The 20,335-nt window shown below is 45.7% G+C and carries 15 protein-coding genes; 14 read left to right on the plus strand and 1 reads right to left on the minus strand.

Annotation, left to right across the window (positions count from 1 at the left end; translation table 11 throughout):
* Positions 1-61 precede the first annotated feature (61 nt).
* The 6 genes from OB236_RS08795 (at position 62) to OB236_RS08820 (ending at position 7,066) form a co-directional block, all read left to right on the plus strand.
* Positions 62-2,323 carry a helix-turn-helix transcriptional regulator gene (locus OB236_RS08795; RefSeq protein ID WP_262683626.1) on the plus strand — a complete coding sequence of 754 codons (2,262 nt, stop codon included), beginning with the start codon at positions 62-64 and terminating at the stop codon, positions 2,321-2,323.
* A gap of 158 nt (positions 2,324-2,481) precedes the next feature.
* On the plus strand, positions 2,482-4,002 hold the full coding sequence (locus OB236_RS08800) for an extracellular solute-binding protein (protein WP_262683628.1): 1,521 nt from the start codon (positions 2,482-2,484) through the stop codon (positions 4,000-4,002).
* Between the two features lie 26 nt (positions 4,003-4,028).
* Complete coding sequence (locus OB236_RS08805) at positions 4,029-4,916, plus strand: aldo/keto reductase (RefSeq protein WP_262683629.1); 888 nt, start codon at positions 4,029-4,031, stop codon at positions 4,914-4,916.
* Between the two features lie 3 nt (positions 4,917-4,919).
* Positions 4,920-5,564 carry an MBL fold metallo-hydrolase gene (locus OB236_RS08810; protein ID WP_262683630.1) on the plus strand — a complete coding sequence of 215 codons (645 nt, stop codon included), beginning with the start codon at positions 4,920-4,922 and terminating at the stop codon, positions 5,562-5,564.
* Positions 5,565-5,581: 17 nt separating this feature from the next.
* The gene (locus OB236_RS08815) at positions 5,582-5,998 is read left to right on the plus strand and encodes a Rieske (2Fe-2S) protein (protein WP_262683631.1); all 417 of its coding nucleotides are present in this window, start codon (positions 5,582-5,584) and stop codon (positions 5,996-5,998) included.
* A gap of 24 nt (positions 5,999-6,022) precedes the next feature.
* The gene (locus OB236_RS08820) at positions 6,023-7,066 is read left to right on the plus strand and encodes an amidohydrolase family protein (protein ID WP_262683632.1); all 1,044 of its coding nucleotides are present in this window, start codon (positions 6,023-6,025) and stop codon (positions 7,064-7,066) included.
* A 200-nt stretch (positions 7,067-7,266) separates the two neighbouring features.
* Here OB236_RS08820 and OB236_RS08825 read toward each other — a convergent pair whose 3' ends face one another.
* Positions 7,267-7,743, minus strand: coding sequence for a heme-degrading domain-containing protein (locus OB236_RS08825; protein WP_262683633.1), 477 nt, complete (start codon positions 7,741-7,743; stop codon positions 7,267-7,269).
* A gap of 444 nt (positions 7,744-8,187) precedes the next feature.
* Between OB236_RS08825 and OB236_RS08830 the strand changes: the two genes are divergently transcribed.
* The 8 genes from OB236_RS08830 (at position 8,188) to OB236_RS08865 (ending at position 20,306) form a co-directional block, all read left to right on the plus strand.
* Positions 8,188-10,125 (plus strand): AraC family transcriptional regulator, encoded by a 1,938-nt coding sequence (locus OB236_RS08830; protein ID WP_262683634.1) that lies wholly within the window; start codon positions 8,188-8,190, stop codon positions 10,123-10,125.
* Between the two features lie 136 nt (positions 10,126-10,261).
* Positions 10,262-12,232, plus strand: a complete 1,971-nt coding sequence (locus OB236_RS08835; RefSeq protein ID WP_262683635.1) for an AraC family transcriptional regulator — start codon at positions 10,262-10,264, stop codon at positions 12,230-12,232.
* Between the two features lie 131 nt (positions 12,233-12,363).
* The gene (locus OB236_RS08840; RefSeq protein ID WP_262683636.1) at positions 12,364-14,079 is read left to right on the plus strand and encodes an ABC transporter ATP-binding protein; all 1,716 of its coding nucleotides are present in this window, start codon (positions 12,364-12,366) and stop codon (positions 14,077-14,079) included.
* A 37-nt stretch (positions 14,080-14,116) separates the two neighbouring features.
* Positions 14,117-15,160, plus strand: a complete 1,044-nt coding sequence (locus OB236_RS08845) for an NAD(P)/FAD-dependent oxidoreductase (RefSeq protein ID WP_262683638.1) — start codon at positions 14,117-14,119, stop codon at positions 15,158-15,160.
* 247 nt (positions 15,161-15,407) lie between these two features.
* On the plus strand, positions 15,408-16,460 hold the full coding sequence (locus tag OB236_RS08850) for a FecCD family ABC transporter permease (RefSeq protein ID WP_408638432.1): 1,053 nt from the start codon (positions 15,408-15,410) through the stop codon (positions 16,458-16,460).
* The gene (locus OB236_RS08855) at positions 16,461-17,495 is read left to right on the plus strand and encodes a FecCD family ABC transporter permease (RefSeq protein WP_262683640.1); all 1,035 of its coding nucleotides are present in this window, start codon (positions 16,461-16,463) and stop codon (positions 17,493-17,495) included.
* An 85-nt stretch (positions 17,496-17,580) separates the two neighbouring features.
* Positions 17,581-18,621 carry an ABC transporter substrate-binding protein gene (locus OB236_RS08860; RefSeq protein WP_262683641.1) on the plus strand — a complete coding sequence of 347 codons (1,041 nt, stop codon included), beginning with the start codon at positions 17,581-17,583 and terminating at the stop codon, positions 18,619-18,621.
* Between the two features lie 20 nt (positions 18,622-18,641).
* Positions 18,642-20,306, plus strand: coding sequence for an AraC family transcriptional regulator (locus OB236_RS08865; RefSeq protein WP_262683642.1), 1,665 nt, complete (start codon positions 18,642-18,644; stop codon positions 20,304-20,306).
* Positions 20,307-20,335 lie beyond the last annotated feature (29 nt).

A 20,335-nucleotide genomic window follows, 5' to 3' on the forward strand; every position in this document is an offset into this window, starting at 1 on the left:
TAATAATCAAATCGTGTAAGCGCTATCTCCACTGTAGCGTAATCGATGGGGAGGAATAAAAGTGATTTTCTCTTCTAAACCGAATGGGGACACCGTTGGCAAGCGGCTATGTATCTTATATGTGAGTATTACGCTTTTATTGTATGGCGCCGCGTTGCTGTATATGGTCAAAAATCATTATGTGGCTGTTGATAAGAAAATCGACAATCATATTTCTGATTATAAAACGATGAACAGCATCGTGGATACGCTGGTGCAAAAAATCGGATCGATCAGCTATCAGATTGCGACGGATTATGACACGAATGAGTGGGCTCAGTACGATGACAACAATAACGTCGATTATTACACCCTGTATAAAATTCAAAGGCGGTTTATCAGTATTATCAATTCGGATCCAGAGATATCTTCCATGTACTTGTATAATCGAAAAGCAAACAAAATATTTTCATCCAATTTTATGATATCCGATCTGGAAGCATTTCCAGGAAAAATGATTTTGAAAGAATATATGCAAAATAAGGAAAAAACGACATTTTATAAATCAAGAGTGGAAAGGCAGACAGAATCGGGAGCCAATACGATCGTTCCTTACATAACTACTATACCCGCAAACGGTACAGATGGCGGTGTGCTCGTTGTCAACGTCAATGAGAAAAAGCTGCTATCTGAAATCAAATTTAATTCGGGTGGGATTGTTCTTTTCAATGATAAAAAAGAGGTGCTTACTTACAAAAATGAAGAGACCTTGAATGTTTTTGAGAATTGCAAGGAAGAGATTCTGAAAAACGAATTGATCCAGAATGAGATTCTGAATATGGGCTATGTCAAATGGGACAATAACAAATATTTCTTTGCTGTCTCCAATGGAATCAACCGAGGCGCCAAGATTGTATATATCGTACCTTACAGCGAGATTTTGAGCGACATTCAATATGATACGAACACAATTTTGTATGTAGCGCTTGCAACGTTAGTGCTGCTTATTGTCGCTATTGTCACCTATCCTTATTTTAAGCGCGTATATTCAAAGCCTTTGGTTCGTTATAATCAAAATCTCAAGGATAACCTGGATGATTTGCGGGAAACCTTAATATCCCATATTTTAACAGGGAAAGTTTCCTCCAGAGAAGAAATTGTTAGCAAAGCGCGGGAGTTTACGATCGATCTTGTCGATAAAGAGTATCTGGTTATCGTCTTTCAAATGAATGACTATTACAAAAATTTGCTTAACACGCAAAATGAAGACAGGCTAACGATCAGCAGATCGATTTTGAAAGCGATTAAATATATGCTGATGCTGGATAATGTTCCTTTTGTCGTGAAGACGGATTTGGATAAAATAGCCGTTTTATTAACGATCTCAGGAAGCAGGAAACCGGAGAAGGTCATCGTGGAATTGAAGAAAACGATCAGTTATGTGCAAAAAGAAATCGAGGAAAACTTCAACCTGTCCGTCTGTGCTGCATTGACGGATATTTCTAATGAAATCAGGGACATTCCCAATTTGTATGCTCAAGCGGTCAAGAGTCTGGATTATCGCGTGATATATGGAAGGAATTCGATTATCGAATGCAAGCACTTTGATTTAGTCGAGAAAGACGATTACATTTATCCGCTTAAAGAAATCAACCGGATCGCGGATTGCATCCGCAAGGGAGACATCAAAGAAATCGAAACAAGCCTGGACAAAATTTTTGAACATAGCATCCATAATCATTTTTTTTCGCTGGACGCGATGAATGCGATTTATTCGAATATTTTGTACAGCATTGTGAAGTACTTGTTGGAGCTGGGGTATTCGATTACGGATGTATTTCAAGAGGACATCTTCATGATGCTGTACAGCTACGAGATGATCCATGAAAAGAAGGCTTACATTTTGAAATCCTGTAATCAGGTGTTCAGCTATAAAAAAAGTATGGAGAACAATTTGGATACGATCCTCATGGGGCAAATTGTGCTGTATATCCATAACCATTACGATAAAAATATTTCGTTAAGCAATCTGGCCGAACAATTTCATATGAATCCTTCCTATTTAAGCAGCTTTATCAAAAAGAATATGGGCTTTAATTTTATAGACTATGTAAACGATTTGCGTATTGAGAAGTCTTTAACCTGTCTAAAAGAAAGTGAATTGACGGTCCAGGAAATAGCCAAGATTTGTGGATACGATACGGTACATTCATATATTCGCAATTTCAAGAAAAATCACGATGTAACGCCCGCAGTTTTCCGCAGTACCTATTTAAAGAATAAAACGACAGGTGTATTTCAGGTAAACCCCGATGTACAAAAAATTTGTCCAACGAATAACTAAATTTAAGTCTGTATTTTAAATTATTAGACATTTATCTTTGCCATTAAATCGCTATCATTTTCGGTAGGGCATACGGAAGTGGTGCGGTTGGAGCTGAAGCAGGCTCAGTTCGTACAGCTGCTGGTTCTATTGTCTAAACGAAAAGGAGGAAGTACCCGATGGGGAAATATTCGAAACGGCTTCATACTTCAGTAACTGGCGCATCTGCAATCATGATTGCGTTATCAGGATGCAGCTCAGCGGTAAAACCGGAAGCAGCGGCCGCAACAGCAACTGCGGATAATCCGGTCAGTGTTAATTACATGTTCGATTTTAATGTGGATTTGACGGAAGGGACCTTGCTCAAAAATAAATATGTGGATTTTTTACAGAAAAAAACGGGCGTTAAGGTGGTCATGGATGCTCCCAGCTCTGCCGGCTATAACGATAAACTGAATATTATGATGGCTTCGGGAAGTCCGCCAGATGCCTTTATGACCAGTACCCGAGACACGATTCTCAAATTCGCCAGCCAGGGGCTGCTTACGGATTTGTCTCCGTACATTAATGATGCCGCCAAGTATCCCAACATCGCAAAATTTATGAAAAAGGAAGCTTTCCTTCCGGTCACTCAAGATGGAAAGATTTATGCTTTTCCCTACTCGCGATTTGATGCACTCACGCAAACCGTCTATATCAATAAATTGTGGATGGAGAAGCTTAATCTGAAAACACCCAAAACGATAGAAGACTTTTATCAGGTAGGGAAGGCTTTCACCGAGCAGGACCCTGATGGCAATGGTAAAAATGATACGTTCGGTTTCTTGAGCATTTCCGGATTGACCTATATTGGGCAGTTATTCTCAGCGTCTATGGATGCCAATTTTTACAAAATTATCGATGGTAAAGTAACGCCTCCTGAGATCACGAATGAGTATAAAGAGTATTTGAAGTTTATGAGAAAACTGGTCAAGGATAAACTGCTCGATCCAGAATTTGTAACAACGACTACCCAAATCTATATGGACAAATTAAAAACAGGGAAATACGGGATTACCTCTAACTTCTGGCATGCCAATCAGTTCCCGGGGTATGAAGATGGAACCGTCGATAAAGTATGGGAAGCCATGGATCTGCCTGTCAAGATGGACGGGTCTCCGGCAAAGTTCAGCTACAATTCCATTAATCGCCATTATATCGGGATTCCTGCCAGCAGTAAAAATACAGAGGCACTGATGAAGTTCTTTGACTGGGTTTGTTCGGATGAAGGGAAGAAGTGGCTGTATCTCGGGGTTGAAGGCGATGAGTATAAAATGACCGATGGTAAACCGGAAATACTCAAGCAAAAGCATTCCCTGCACTGGGGATTTTCAATGATCAACCCAGGACAGTATGATGACGAGGTCAAATCATATTTGGGCTTGGTATACCCGAAAGCCTCGATAGACCGACTTGATAATGCGATTAAAAATGGTGCATTGGATCAGCTTCAGGCGGCTTTACCTTATTACCCGGAGCTGTCGAGCTTTAGTCTTACTAAAATTTCCGATGAATATAAGGTGAAAGCGGTACTTGGCAACTCCGATATTGATTCTACCTGGGATGATTATGTCAAAAGCTGGAGGTCGGCAGGTGGGGATAAAGCTATACAATTTTGGACGGATTGGTACAACAAAGAGGGTAAAAATTTAATTAAATAATCGGGCAAACCAAAGGAGTGAGGACGATGAAATATACTACGCTTGGTAAAACTCAACTGCAGGTGAGCAGAATTGCTTTGGGAGGATATCCCTTCTCAGGGGTTAATAAAGTGAATGGTTGGGACCCTTACAGTTCAGAGGGTCGCGCAACAGCAATACGCACCATTCATACGGCTTTGGATGCAGGGATCAATTACATCGATACGGCACCCAGCTATGGCAACGGGCACAGCGAGAGCATTATTGGCGATGTACTGAAAACCAGACGCGATGACTGCTACCTGGCAACCAAAGTCGGTTGGAAGGGCCTGGACAAAGCAGCTGTAATCAAAAGCGTTGAGGAAAGCTTAAGCAGATTGCAAACAGATTACGTAGATGTCATTCAATTTCACGGCGGGATGTATACAGCGACAGATACCGATTATATTCTTAATGCTGGACCGTTGGAGGCTTTGGAATCACTGAAAAGTCAAGGCAAGGTTAGATGGCTGGGCCTTACGACAGAGGAGCCCTTCTCGGCTCTCGATTTGGTTGAAACCGGACATTTCAGTGTCGTTCAGCCTTGCTACAACATCATATATCAATCTGCGGCGCTTCATTTGTTGAAAAAAACTGCAGAGAAAAATATTGGTGTGGCGGTCATGAGACCGATGACTTCGGGTATTTTTCAACGTACGCTGGAGCATTTGGAGCCTCAGGTGCTGGCTGCTACCGACGTATATGCCTTATGCATGAAGTTTTTGCTGTCAGACTCAAGAGTTGATGTGTTAAATATCGGGATGAGATGGCCCGAAGAAGTCGAGCAAAATATTCGCCTGCTGGAGGCATTCACCCCTTCAGTCGATGTTTCCGACATTCCGCGGTTGACGGCACGTATTTATCAAACGGATGATGAGCGCAAAGGAGTCAAGTAGGCAATGGCAGCAAATCATGAACTCATTAAGTGGAAGCTATTAACGCTTGGATGCTTGAGCCGGAATAAATTTTGGGGTGAGGATGAGGGGAAAGCGTATAGACGGGCTTATTGCACGACAGTATTGTTGGTTGCCGATGGCAAGAACATACTTATTGACCCCTCTTTCCCTGCTGAGGAAATGGGTCGTATTCTGGATGCGCGCTGCGGGCTGACTCATGCTGATATTGATGTGGTGTATTTGACGCACTCGCATGGCGATCATGTTGTGGATATACATGCCTTCGACAAAGCGGCTTTGTTCATGGCTAAAGAGGAGTTTCATCATTTGAAAAACCCGCATCATCCTCATCTATCCGGGGTAAGACCTGCAGAAGCCAGTCTTGCAGCGGGTATTGAATATATTCACCTGCCAGGCCATACGTTAGGGCTGACAGGTCTTGTTTTTCAAGCGGCTGAAGGCACGATCGTCCTGGCCTCGGATGCGGCAATGACTCAGGACTTTTATAGGGCCAAGCAAGGTTATTTCAATAATGTGGATCCGGTTGCCACCGTGAACTCGATCAATCGGATCGCCGAAATCGCCGATATCGTGATACCTGGACATGATAACTATTTTCTAGTGAAATCAACAGGGCTACTAAAATAAACAGAGGTGGAATAAAAGTGGGAAGACATGTTGTGGGTACAGTGGCTGAACTGCCCCCGGGCTCAAGAAAACTCATTACTCTGGAAAATCGGCCTGTCGGATTATTTAATGTGAACGGCACCTTTTATGCATTGAGAAATACGTGTCCTCATCAGGGAGCGCCGTTGTGTGTGGGTACCGTTACAGGGATGACGTTACCTTCTGCTCCTGGTGAATACATCTATGGAAGGCAAGGCGAGATTGTCCGCTGCCCATGGCATGGATGGGAGTTTGATCTGACCACGGGCAAATCGATCTACGATCCGCACAAATGTTTGGTCAAAACCTATGAGGTTGCTGTGGAACAAGAGGAAGAGGCGGAGAGTGCGGCCGAGGTAGAAGTCGAAACTTATCCCGTAGAGGTAGAATCAGGATGGGTCATTATCTATATGTAATGAAAAGAAATGAGGAGGATTAAAATGAATAAAGGTATTATCGATTGTGACGTTCACCCGATGCCCCAACATATTGATGAGATTCGTTCCTATATGCAAATGCCCTGGAAGGAAAGACATAAAGGCGGAGGACGTGGTTTATTCGGTAATCCCGTTCACGGAGCACGTCTGGATGCCAAACCGACCAATGGCGGACCTGAGGGAAGTGACCCGGAATTTCTTCGTGAGCAGCACATTAAGCCTTTTAATGTCGCCCATGCGATCCTGTTACCAAGAGCTTTTTGCAATCTGCATCCGGATCCAGACTTTGCTACCGCTGTTGCCGCGGCTTACAACGATTGGCAAGCGGACACATGGTTAGGTTCATACAACCCGGACGGTGTGTTCAAAGGATCGATAACGATTGCGCATCAGGACCCCCTTGCGGCGGCGAAGGAAATCGAACGTTGGGCAGGGCACCCACACTTTGTACAAGTCATGACGGACTCTGGAGCACGAGCGCCGTTTGGGCAGCGGCAGTACTATCCGATCTATGAAGCATGCGAACGCCATGGATTTCCTCTGGCTATTCATCCCGGTACGGATGGAATGGGGATCAATATTCAACCGTCACCGGGTTATCCAACCCATTATATTGAATGGCATACCTGCCTTTCCTTGGCTTTTCAGGCTCATTTGGTCAGCTTTATTACCGAAGGTGTATTTGAGAGGTTTCCTGGATTTAAAGTGGTTATGGTGGAAGGCGGTTCAGCCTGGCTGCCCACGCTGATGTGGCGTTTGGATGCTGAATATAAAGCGCTGCGTTATGAAGTGCCTTGGGTGAAAAGGCGGCCCAGTGAGTACTTGCGTGATCATGTCCGTGTGACATCGCAGCCTCTTGAACGTCCGGACCAAGACAAGTATTTGCTCAATACGCTGGAGGCGATGGATGCGGAGAATATCATGATGTTCTCCAGCGATTATCCGCATTGGGACTTTGATTCACCGAAGCTGACTTTTCCTAAATTACCGGAAACCATGCGTAACCGTATCTTTTACGAAAATGCGCGGGAGCTGTATAAGCTGTAAATAGCTTATTAAACATAGCTGATCAATCAAATCTGTGCAATTTTGTACTATATTAATAACATTATTATATCAAAAGTCGCATAAATTGCGACTTTTTTTAGTTGTTTCACAAGCTTCTTGTCATCTGTCGATGTCAAGAAGCTTATGAGATTTTCGATTAATGACAAGAACAAGATGAACCGGGTATGGGATTTATGTAGTTAATTGGTTTTATTAATGAATTCGCGGATGACTGTAGTGACTACGAGATGATCCTCTTCTTGCGGTAAGCCGGAAACAGCGATAGCGCCAATCACACCGACATTTTTAATAATAATGGGGAAAGCGCCTCCACTTGCGGCATATTCGGTCGGATCAACCAGATATCTCTCCTGAATGGTTTTCTTAGCAGCTCTGAGCTGAGCCCATATATAATGGGAGCTATGACCAAAACGGCAAGCCACATTACTTTTTCTTCTTACCCATTGGTCGTTGTCTGCTGAGGTTTTGGGGAAGGCGTAATGGAATAGCTGCTGTCCGTTCCTCGTAATGTCAATGGTGACATGCTTATTTTCCTGCTTGATTATTTCTATAATTCTGCACCCGATTTGCAGTGCCATTTCATTGGTAAACTGTGAGAATTGAAGCTCTTCTTCTTCAGCTAGCAGGTTTTTTTGTAATTCGATATAATCTTCCATGTGCGGAATCTCTCCTTCATAATGGTCTGTAATACAACCAATTATATACGGTTTTTGCAATTAAACAATCCTTTGTAAGGGTATTCATCAATTACGACAGACCTGGAATGGAGATCAAGCGAGTTATATTGACAGTCAGTACGGATTCCTAGCCAAGCGAGGCGTCGATTCAATCTTCACCTACCATTCCAATCTGGCAGAAGCTGAAACGGTTTTATCTATACAATTCTGGGTCGGAAATTAAATGGATGAAGCTGGGCTGGAGCTCCTTGTAATGAGGAGTTTCAGTCTTTTTCATTTGTATGTGTCTGGGGAGATTGTCCAATCAGCTGATAGACATCTCATTCTACATTGTTGATAATGATAACCATTATCAATTATAATGGCTTGAGGGTACAGTTAGTTATTGTGCGCCAATGCTAACTTAGGAGTTGAAAGGACATCATGCGGTTAGATGAAGAGCTTATACTATGGAACCAGGCATCCATTAAGCTGATGGATATTCGTCATATATCAATGAAGCCGGAGGAGGGTCTAAGCTCCTACCGGCTGCCGGCCAGCAGCTTCTTATATGCGGTTCGTGGGAGTGCTAATTTACAATGGGATGGCAAGAAGCATCAGGTAAATCGGTTTCATATTTTGCATGGAGGCAAGGGCTGCAGTTTAGAAATTTGTCCGATTGAAGAAGCGTTTGATTACTATATTATTTTTTACAAAGCTGCTTTTTTGCTGCCCGTTCGTCAGGAAATCGTATCCATAATGGAACGAAGTAATCCTTTTCACATTCAATATGGCTTTGTGCCAGACCATCCTGCTTCCTTGCTGCACAAGGTACAGCTTATGCATCAGGAATGGATGGAGCAAGAGACCTTGAAGCGATTTCATGCGAAAACGCTGTTCTATCAATTTGTATATGAGCTGCTGCGGCAACTATACAGCCAGGACATTCCCACGATGCAAGCCGATCTGGTAGCACAGGCGCGACATTATATGCAAGAGCATTATGCTGAACTCATTACCATGGATCTATTGGCAGAGCAGCTGGATAGCAGCCCGAGGCATTTATCGAGGCTATTCAAAAGCCAGACCGGCAGCAGTCCCATCCATTATGTGATTCAGATTCGCATGGACAAAGCTAAGGAGCTGCTGCTGACAACGGCTGCTACTTTGAAGGAAATTGCAGAGAGTACCGGCTATCCTGACAGCTACTATTTCGCGAAAATGTTTAAAAGATATACCGGAGTTGCACCCATTCGATATCGGATGGAACACACAAAAGTGGATACGTGTCCTAATGTGACATCGTCAGAGGCACGATATGGCATTGTTAAGGAGAAGTCCCTGCTCTATATTGATCATGATAATCATTATCAAATTAGAAGGAAGGGGAGCTTACCTATGTACTACAGCAACAAATCATCCTTGGCCGTCATCCTAATGCTCTGTCTGACCCTATTGCTCAGTGCTTGTTCTACCAGCACACCAGGGAATGCTTTACAGAAACCGTCCGATCCGGTATCCGTTAATGACAGCAACGCAGCAACGCAGAAGCAGACGAAGATCGTGTCCACCGTTAAAGGAGATGTTGAGGTGCCTCTTAAGCCGAAGCGGGTCGTGGTCCTGTATTTGCTGGGCGATGTGCTTGCTCTTGGTGTAAAGCCAGTTGGTGTCTCTGCAGTTGAACAGGGTGCGGCATTCGAAAAGGAACTGGCTAATACCCAAACTTTAGGTACATGGTTTGAACCGAGTCTTGAGGCGGTGCTTGCTCTTGATCCTGATGTCATTATTGTTCCTTCTGAAGAAACCTATGACATGCTGCATCAAATTGCACCCACGGTGTATATTCCCTACGAGAAAATGTCTGTAGATGATCGACTCAAGAAGCTTGGGGAGGTGTTAAGCAAGGAAGGCGAAGCTCAGGCGCTGCTGGCCAGCTTCCGCGTGAAGGTGGAGCAGAGTAAGCAAAAGCTGCAGAATGCCGGAATTCTGGATAAGACTGTAAGCATTATGGAAGGCGGCAAAGGTAAGATGGGGGTTATTACAAGCAAAAATTTTGGTCGCGGCTCACAAGTAATCTACGAATACCTGGGAATGAAAGGACCGAAGATTATTCAGCAGGAAATCGAGAAGTCCAATGATAAAGCAAGTGGCAAGAACGTCTCCTTCGAGGTGCTGGCAGATTATGCCGGGGATTATGTGTTCCGCTCAGCATATCAAGGAATGGTGGACTTGTCGGATAACCCTATATGGAACAGTATTCCGGCTGTGAAGGAAGGACGTCTGATCGAGATTAACTTTGGTCTATCTTATTACAATGACATATATTCGCTGGATAAGCAGCTTGACTTTATTGTGGGAAGCCTGCTGGCAAACGTAAAATAATAACGCATGAAAAGCAGTAACGCATAGTAACCTTTGTCCTGCCAAGTTGTCATCACTTCCGTGCTCATTTGTAATTGAGAATAGTTATCACTTATAATGATTGTGCAAGCAGCGGGATCGAAATGGCGGAGGTTGAATGGACACGATGATCGTTAATGACCATATATTGCTGTGGAATTATGCATCTATCAAGGTGTTGGATGTACGACATACGATGTTGAGAGCGGGGGAGTCTTTGCGCTCTTACAGGCTGCCGGCCAGTATGTTTCTGCTCGCGGCGCGTGGTGGCGCACAAGTGCTGCTGGACGAGTTGGAATTGGAGATAAAGCGATATCAGGTTGTGCATAGCGGCAAAGGAACACACCTGGATATTATACCAAGAGAAGAAGAATTTGAATATTATATGATTTTTTATAAAGCATCGATGCCGCTTCCAAGTCGTCAAGAGATGTTGAGCCTATTGGAGAGGAGCAATCCGTTCCATTTGCAGTATTGTTTCTCGCCAAACCAACCCGTTTCACTATTGGATAAAATTAAACTAATGGATCAGGAATGGCGACACTCGGGATCATTGGAGCGGCTCCAGGTTAAATCGTTATTTTATCAATTTGTTTACAGTACAATGCAGCAGCTTTATGAGCAAGGCGTGGATATGAAAGAGCCGGATCTGGCTGCTCAAGCGATCTTGTACCTCAAGGATCACTATACGGAATCGATTAATTTGGAGCTGCTTGCAGAAAGTCTGAACTACAGTGTTCCACATTTTTCGGCTTTGTTCAAAAGGCGTACCGGGTACAGTCCGATCGATTATCTGATTCGAATACGTATCGATAAAGCGGCACATTTGCTGGTGGAAACGGATGCGACCTTGCGTGAAATTGCTGCAAGCGTGGGGTATAAGGATCCGTATTATTTGAGTCGTCTTTTCAAAAAAAATATGGGCATTTCGCCTGATCGATTTAGAATCAGAGAACGGGCTCGGCTTCAAGCAGAAGATAGTCCCTCTAACTTCATCCGATCCTCCATTGTTGTTCAGAGGTCTCAGCGTTATATTGTTGATGATAATCATTATCAATATAACAACGAGGGAGATTTACCTATGTACAGACCAATCAAATCAACCACGGCGGCCACCCTATTGCTATGCATAGCCTTGCTGCTCAGTGCTTGTTCTGGCGGTGCATCGAGCACAAGCCAAGCAAGCGTGGGGAACACGTCGGTATCAACGCCGCAAAGTCTGGCCCAAACCAATTCCAGCCACACTGACAACAATCTGCAAACCAAATTGGTATCGACAATCAATGGTGATATACAAATCCCTTTAAATCCTAAGCGCATAGTAGTAGATCAATATTTAGGCAGCTTCATTGCACTCGGCATCACTCCCATTGGAACGCCTGGACTGCATCGAAAAAATCCGTATTTAGCCAAAGCGCTCGCGGAAGTACAGGATATCGGTGATGTGAGTGGTATTTCTTTGGAAAAGGTGATCGATTTGCAGCCTGATCTGATCATAACTGGATTTGCGGAAGATGAGGGCAGGTATGAGAAGTTCTCCAAAATCGCTCCTACTGTATCTGTTCCTTATGGCAAATTGAAGAACGCGCATGAGGAATTGACCTTTTTTGGCATGTTGCTGGGTAAAGAAAAAGAAGCAGAAACGTGGCTTTCCGATTACGATCGTCGTATTGCGGCTGCAAGAGAACGTGTAGGAAAAGTAGTACCGTCCAACGCGACATTTTCTATCTTTGAGTTGATGAGCAAATCGACCTATGTGTATGGCGACAACTTTGGACGTGGTGGTCAAGCTGTCTATCAGGCTCTTGGATTTAAGCCGCCTGCCCCTGTCACGGAAGAAATTCTAAAAAAACAGTGGGTTCAGTTATCCAATGAAGCATTGCCGCAATATGCTGGCGACTATATCATTCTGACGTCCAACGACCGAACCTTGGAGGATGTAAAGGCCGATCCGATCTGGTCCACGCTTGATGCCGTCAAAAACAATCACGTATACGTTTGGAAAGAGGAACGCTCCTGGTATTATGATCCGATTGCCGTTCTGTCGCAAACGGAGGAAATCGCTGCTTGGCTGACAGGACAGCACTAAAGTAGGTCCTTGTTCTTATAGCAGCTTTACATATGCGATTGTTTGTAAAGCCGCAGGCAGAGCGTGCCTGCGGTCTTTTTCACAATACCGGCTAAGCTGTTACAGGAATTTTGTTATAGAGGAGGGTATGTATGCTTCAACGTTTTTTCGCTTATTATCGTCCTTATAAAAACTTGTTTATTCTAGATTTCACCTGCGCCATATTGGCCGCTTTGTTGGAATTGGCGTTTCCTATCGCTGTTAACCGGATGGTGGACGATTTGCTGCCAAGCGGTAACTGGAAGTGGATTTTGTATGCTTGCCTTGGATTGCTTGGGATTTATCTGGTCAGCGCCGCATTACATTATGTGGTGACCTACTGGGGACACAAGCTGGGAATTAGCATCGAATCCGATATGCGTAAGAAGCTGTTTGACCGGGTACAGAAGCTATCGTTCCGTTTCTTTGATAACAATAAGACGGGGCATCTTGTTTCCCGGATGACGAACGATTTGATGGATATAGGGGAGATCGCCCACCACGGACCGGAGGATTTATTTATCGCGGTGATGACGCTCACTGGAGCGTTTGGCATTATGCTCAGTATTAACTGGCAGCTAGCCGTGTTAACCTTTATCATCGTCCCGATTATGATTTATTTGTCTTTATTTTTTAGCCGCAAGATGTCAGCTGCCTTCAAACGCATGTTCGCGGATATTGCTGATTATAACGCGCGAGTAGAGAACAATGTTAGTGGAATCCGCGTCGTTCAGGCATTCGCCAATGAAAAGCATGAAATGTCACGGTTTGCCGAGAACAACAACCGTTTTCGCATGACCAAGCTGATCACCTATAGAATTATGGCGTGGAACTCGTCAATCAGCTTTATTTTGATGAAAGGTGTATCCTTGTTTGTGCTTGTTTGCGGGACATGGTTTGTCATTAAGAACCGGATGACATATGGGGAATTTATCGCTTTTGTCATGCTGTCGAATGTGTTTCTTGGCCCTATTAAGCAAATCAATTCCGTGATCGAGACGTATCCCAAGGGGATTGCCGGATTTAAAAGATATTTGGAGCTGCTGGAGACCGAGCCGGATGTGGATGATGCGCCGGATGCGCAGGCAATTACTCAGGTAAAAGGAGATATCCGCTACAGCGGGGTAACCTTCGGCTATGAGCATAAAGAGAAGGTGCTGAGTGGAGTAAGTCTTTCCATTCTGGCTGGGGAAACTGTTGCGCTAGTCGGTCCGTCAGGCGCAGGCAAGACCACGTTGTGCTCGCTGCTGCCACGTTTCTACGATGTCGACGAAGGCTCAATTACAATAGATGGCATCGATCTTCGCAAAATGACCTTGGAATCGCTGCGCTCCCATATTGGCATTGTGCAGCAGGATGTGTTCCTGTTTGACGGTACAATCCGTGAGAACATTGCCTATGGCAAGCTGAACGCATCCGAATCCGAAATTTGGCAGGCTGCACGCCGGGCGCAGCTGGAGGAAATGATTCTGTCGCAAAAGGACGGACTTGATGCGGTGATTGGTGAACGAGGTGTGAAGCTGTCCGGCGGACAGAAGCAGCGGCTTTCCATTGCACGGATGTTCCTGAAAAATCCACCTATTCTTATTTTGGATGAAGCGACATCCGCTTTAGATACTGAAACCGAAGCTGCCATTCAATTAGCACTTGCTGAGCTTTCACAGGGACGTACAACACTTGTGATTGCACATCGATTGGCTACGATTAAAAACGCGGATCGCATTATCGTTGTAGCCGAACAGGGGATAGCTGAACAGGGCAAGCATGAGGAACTGATTGCTGCTCAGGGTATATACAGCCGCTTGCATCGGGCTCAGTTTGGAGCATGAATCCATCTAAATACGAAAACAAATCTGGAGGCAAATGATGAACGTACAATTGGAACTTTATGACGTCACGATTATTGGTGGAGGGCCTGCTGGTTTATATACGACTTTTTACAGTGGTATGCGTGAATTGAAGACGAAGCTGATTGAAGCGCAGGATCAATTGGGTGGACGGCTGCTCACCTATCCCGAGAAGATCATCTGGGATGTCGGGGGCCTCACACCGATTCGCTGCGAGAAATTGATCGCCCAATTAATTGAGCAAGCCGAAACCTTTGAGCCAACAATGGTACTCGGTCAGCAAATTACAAGCTTTGAACGACAGTCGGACGGTACCTTTATCCTGACTGCTGCAAGTGGAGAACGGCATCATACAAGAACGGTTATCTTGACAATCGGTTATGGCATTCGCAAGATGGCGAAGCTGGAGATCGAAGGAGCAGACCGATACGAAGTGACCAACCTGTATTATACGGTCCAAGAGCTGGAGGTCTTCCGTGGGAAACGAGTGCTGATCTCCGGGGGTGGCGATTCAGCTGTGGACTGGGCGAATGAACTGGAATCGATTGCGAAGAGTGTAACCGTCGTGCACCGACGTGACAGCTTTGGGGGCCATGAACGAAACGTGTCCAGGATGAAGCAATCCTCTGTGAACGTGCGTACGCCATATGCCATGCAAGCACTCCACAGCAGTAACGGAGACAGTATCGATCAGGTGACGATTGAGCATGTAGAAACAGGGGAGTGCGAACGGCTGGAGGTGGATGCTGTCATCGTGAATCATGGGATGAGAAGTGATTTTGGGCCGATTCGTGATTGGGATCTCAACATGGGAGAATGGAATGCAACCGTAGGCGAGAAAATGGCGACCAACATCCCGGGCATCTTCGGTGCAGGCGACTTCGTGACCTTTGACAGTAAGGTCAGGCTGATCGCAGGAACGTTTACAGACGGCGTGCTGGCGCTCAATAGTGCCAAGCTGTACATGGATCCAGAAGCTCCTACGGTGGCATACGTATCCTCCCACAATGAGCGGTTTAAAGAGAAGAATCGTGCACTTGGCTTGGCGGCCGAGGAAGGATAATTATACCAAAGGTATGGAGGCTTGTCCGGGGTGAGACGGACAAGCTTCTCTTTTTGACTAATAGAAAGTCATAGTAAATCGATTAAGAATTTGAAGAAAAAAGTAAAATTTTGATTTTATATATGATCAAATTAAAAAGTATTGTATGATAATGAGAATCAATGTCATAGATTAACCGGATGTTCTTCCATGGATTGAGGTCTAATTTCTCGAAAGGATAGCTAAGGTGGAACAAATGAGTAAATTAATGGAACATCATATTTCGAAGCAAAAACAATTTTCACCCTCTGCGGATAGGTTTCGAAGTCGACCGTGGACGGCAACCTTCATATTGACAGGTGGGTTGGTCGCATTAGTGTTGGGCATAGGCCTATCCGTCTCCCTCGGTGCGGCCGATATCCATTTACTCGTTGTGTGGGAGGCAATTTACAACTTTAAACCTGATCTCACTCAACATCAGATTATTAAGGAGCTGCGTCTCCCGCGAGTGCTAGGTGGCGCGATGGTCGGGGCTTGCTTTGCTGTGGCGGGGGCTATCATGCAGGGGATGACTCGTAATCCGCTGGCGGACTCGGGCCTGCTCGGGCTGAATGCCGGGGCAGGATTAATGCTGGCGCTTTGCTTTGCTTTTTACCCGGGCTTGCCATTTATGTACTTGATTATGTATTCGTTTTTAGGTGCAGGTATGGGTGCAGGGTTAGTATACGGCATTGGCTCGCTGGCAAAAGGTGGACTGACACCTGTACGATTGGTTTTGGCAGGTGCTGCGCTTAGCGCGCTGCTTAGTGCGATCAGTGAAGGGATTGCGCTTTACTACAAAATCGGTCAAGACCTGGCATTTTGGTATGCAGGTGGTGTGGCAGGGACGAAGTGGATCCAACTGAAAATTATGTTTCCTTGGGTCACTGCTGCCATTGTAGGGGCGATTGCCTTGTCTCGTTCGATCACGATGCTGAGTCTGGGAGAAGATATCGCTCGCGGACTTGGGCAACGAACGCAATGGGTCAAGCTGGCCGGTGCTGTCATTGTACTTATTCTTGCTGGAGCGGCGGTAGCGGTTGTTGGTGCTGTCGGTTTTGTTGGGCTCATTATTCCCCATCTAACACGAAAGCTGGTTGGTGTCGATTACCGCTGGATTATTCCCTGCTCGGCGGTGCTGGGAAGCTTGCTTGTCGTGTTCGCTGATCTGGGAGCAAGAATGATCAATCCACCCTATGAGACACCGATTGGGGCTTTCATCGCGCTCATCGGGGTACCTTTTTTCCTGTATCTGGCACGTAAGGAAAGGAGGGAACTATAGATGGATATCGTATCGGTTTCAACTGTCGAACAAAGGAAGAGAAAGCGCGGTATTCTGGTATTGTCCATACTCAGCATGCTGATTGTCATTGCCTTTTTGGTTAGCATGAATATGGGATTTATCCGGCTTTCCCCGATGGATGTGATTCGTACGTTGTTTGGTTGGGGGACGAATAAGCAAAATCTGATTCTGTTCGATTTCCGTTTACCACGGATCGTGATTTCCGTGCTGATTGGTGCAGGATTGGCCGTATCAGGCTGCGTAATGCAGGGAATATCGCGTAACGCTCTGGCAGACCCAGGAATTCTTGGTATTAACGCCGGGGCTGGATTAATGGTGATGCTGTTTATCTCGTTCTATCCGACGACAGCCGCCGCACCTGTCTTTCTGCTGCCGGTACTTGCCCTGGTGGGAGCGGGTCTGACAGCTGCGCTCATCTATTCACTTGCGTACAAGCGCCATAAGGGCTTGTCGCCAACGCGTCTGTTGCTGACGGGAATTGCCGTTGCGGCGGGCATTAGTGCGGCGATGATCGTGCTGATGCTGCGGCTGAGCCCTGATAAATATCAATTTGTGGCGACTTGGATGGCGGGCAGCATATGGGGAACGAATTGGAAGTTCGTGCTATCGCTGCTGCCATGGATTGTTGTTCTGCTGCCGTATGTTTTCTATAAAGCTTCGGTCATGAACGTGCTCAATTTGGGAGAACAAATGGCAGTCGGACTGGGGGCATCGGTATCAAGAGAGCAGTTGAAGCTATTGTCGGCTGCAGTTGGACTCGCCGCCTCGTGTGTCGCTGTAAGCGGAGGCATCGGGTTCGTAGGACTTATCGGACCGCATCTGGCGCGGCGTCTGGTTGGACCCAAGCATCAATTGTTGCTTCCGACGTCGGCGCTAGTGGGATCGCTGTTGGTTATAACGGCAGATACGCTTGGCCGTCAGATTCTACAGCCGTCTGAAATCCCGACAGGCATTGTTGTGGCAATCATTGGCGCACCTTATTTTCTTTATTTGCTGGCTCGTTCAAGGACATAATGCCAGATTTACGAAAAGGGTAAGAAGCAAGCTCTATCGATATTAACAATCATTATCTTAATAAGAGTACGATAGGAGAATTACCATGAAATCGTCATCCAAAATTGCTAAGTCGTTTGTTGTCTGCGTGCTGCTCTGCATGCTATTGGCTGCTTGCGGCGCAAATTCAAGTGTGGAGATAGCATCGAGTTCTGTACAGGCTACAACTGGTAGCGGACAAGCATCGTCGTCGACAATACCAGAATCGCGTGTGTTCCGAGATTATCAAGGACATGAAGTAACGATTCCAACGCATCCGAAACGGATCATCGTCAACCAATTTATGGGGCATTTGCTGGCGTTAGGAGTAAAGCCGGTTGGTGCGACTTCGAATCAGCTGAGCCAATTTGAGAAATCGTCTTTCCTGAAACCGCTTGGATTGACCACAGGTATTGAAGACCTGGGTACTACGATTTCGCTGGAGAAAGCGCTCAGTATGGAACCAGATCTGATTATCTTGCAGGAAAATGCTAATGAGGAGACCCAGAATTACGCGGCTTTCTCCAAAATCGCCCCTACCGTAATATTGAAATACGGCTCCAAAACGATGTTGGACCAGTTGAAAGAAGTAGCCAATGTCGCGGGTCAGCCACAGAAAGCGGAGCAGTGGATTGCGCAGTATGAGAAGAAAGTAATGCAGTATCGCGAACAATTAGCTGGAGTCATCGGTTCAAATGTTACATTTACAGTGATGGAAGCGTGGCCGAAGTCAGAAATTATGATTTTCGGAAACCTCTTCGGTCGTGGCACCTTTAGCCTGTATAATTCGTTGCAGCTGAAAGCACCGCCCAAGGTTCAGGAGGCGATCATGGACAAAGAGCCGTCATATGTAAAAGTCTCACTTGAAGCGCTGCCGGAATATATGGGCGACTATGTTTTCCTATCCGTCTACGATTGGCAGAACGGTGATAATTCCAAACTGGAGAACGAACTCAAAAATGCACCGGTTTGGCGCAGCCTGTCCGTCGTCAAGGGGAATCGTGTCATCCCTGTCAGTGTCGATGATTTCCTTCCTGGAGATCCGCTCTCTATTGAAAAACAAATGGAGAAGCAAGTGCAGCTGCTCTTGGAGCATTACAAGAAATAGGAACGGAAAACAAACTTATAATGAACGTAAATCAACCTAAGGACGACTTCGGTTTATGGCATATTGGGAAGTATGGGATGGTGATTGTGATGCATGATCAGGAGTCAAAGGTGTCTGCGGTGGATTCTTTGTTATACAAGCTTGAAGAGATTCGTCTGCTGAATACGGAAGCTTATGGCCGATTGGGCAAAAGTATTATCACCTTACACACGCTGCTGCTGGTAAGCGGAGGCGGGGGCGTGTGCAGAATTGATGGAGACAGCATAAGCATGAGTCGTGGCACTTGCCTTGTACTGTCACCGGGAGTCCTGTTGGAGGCAAGTACGGAAGAGATCAGGGAGGTTCAAATCTATCTGATTACCTTCCATGTATATGATGTATCTGAGCCAACCCGCCTTCAACACGGGGAGCTTCCTTGCCGTCAGGTCGTGAGTGTTCCTTCCTGCTCCAGGCTGGAGGAAATTGCGCGCAATATGATACAGCATCGGCAGCGGGAGAATGCATGGGACAGGCTCAAAGCGAATATATGGTTCCAGGAGCTGCTTCTCGATATTGTTCAGCAAGGTTTTCTTGGCAGCCAACCGGATGCTCAAGAGGCGATATCCCGTACGATGGCATACATGGAACGCAACTACCGGGAGGGGATAACCCGCGAAACGCTGGCGCAAATTGCCGGGATGAGTGCCGAGTATTATTCACGGTTGTTCAAGAAGCGGAACGGGCAGAGCCCTGTGGATTATTTGACGGAGATTCGTATGAGACATGCCAAGCGTATGCTCGTGCTTTCCAACACTTCCATCAGAGATGTTGCACAGAGCGTCGGTTTTAACGATGAATTCTATTTTAGCCGCAAATTCAAGCAAAACGCAGGCTCCGCCCCCACTGTATATGTAAAAAATTACAGTCGTACGAAAAAAGTAGCCTCGCTGTTCATTCCATATTCCGGGCATCTTCTAGCGCTGGGTGTTGAGCCCTATATTTCACCCCGAATCAAGTCCAATCCGATTACCGCCCATTTACCTGCAGCTACCCATGTGGATGATGTTAATCCCGACCTGGAGACTTTAGCGGATGCGCAGCCAAGCTTAATCCTGACCAGCGAATACGTTGATCCGCTTAAAGCGGAACGATTAAACAGCATTGCTCCTACGATTACGATTCCATTTTTCCAGATGGACTGGAGGGGACACTTCAAAGCGGTTTCCAGAGTGATCGGCAAGGAAAAGCAGGCGAATGAATGGTTGAGCAATTACGAGACAAAAGCCGAGCGGGCCCGCAGTCAACTCAAAAAGCATATGGGGTCCTCTAACAAAGTACTAATACTCGTCATTCGCGGTGGCAAATATTACGTATATGGAAGCCGTAATGCCGGGGCGGTTATTTATGGCGACTTGCAGTTGGCTCCTCCGGAGGGAGTTAGCGGTATTTATCACTTTATGGAAATGACTGTTGAGGCTATAACGGACAGGTATGAGCCTGATTATTTAATTATACAAAACAGGGATTGTTCCGATGTAAGTAAGGCAGCCGAGCCGCTGAAAACCGGGCCTTGGAACAAGATGAAGGCTGTGCAAAAACAGCAGGTGTACTGGATTCAGGATGACCCCTCCTCATGGAATTGTTACACCTCGTTATCGCATGCATGCATTCTCGATGAGGTTGTGGAATGGTTCGTGTCACAATAATCTATGTGATCCGTCATAATTGTTCATGG

Source organism: Paenibacillus baimaensis, assembly GCF_025567575.1.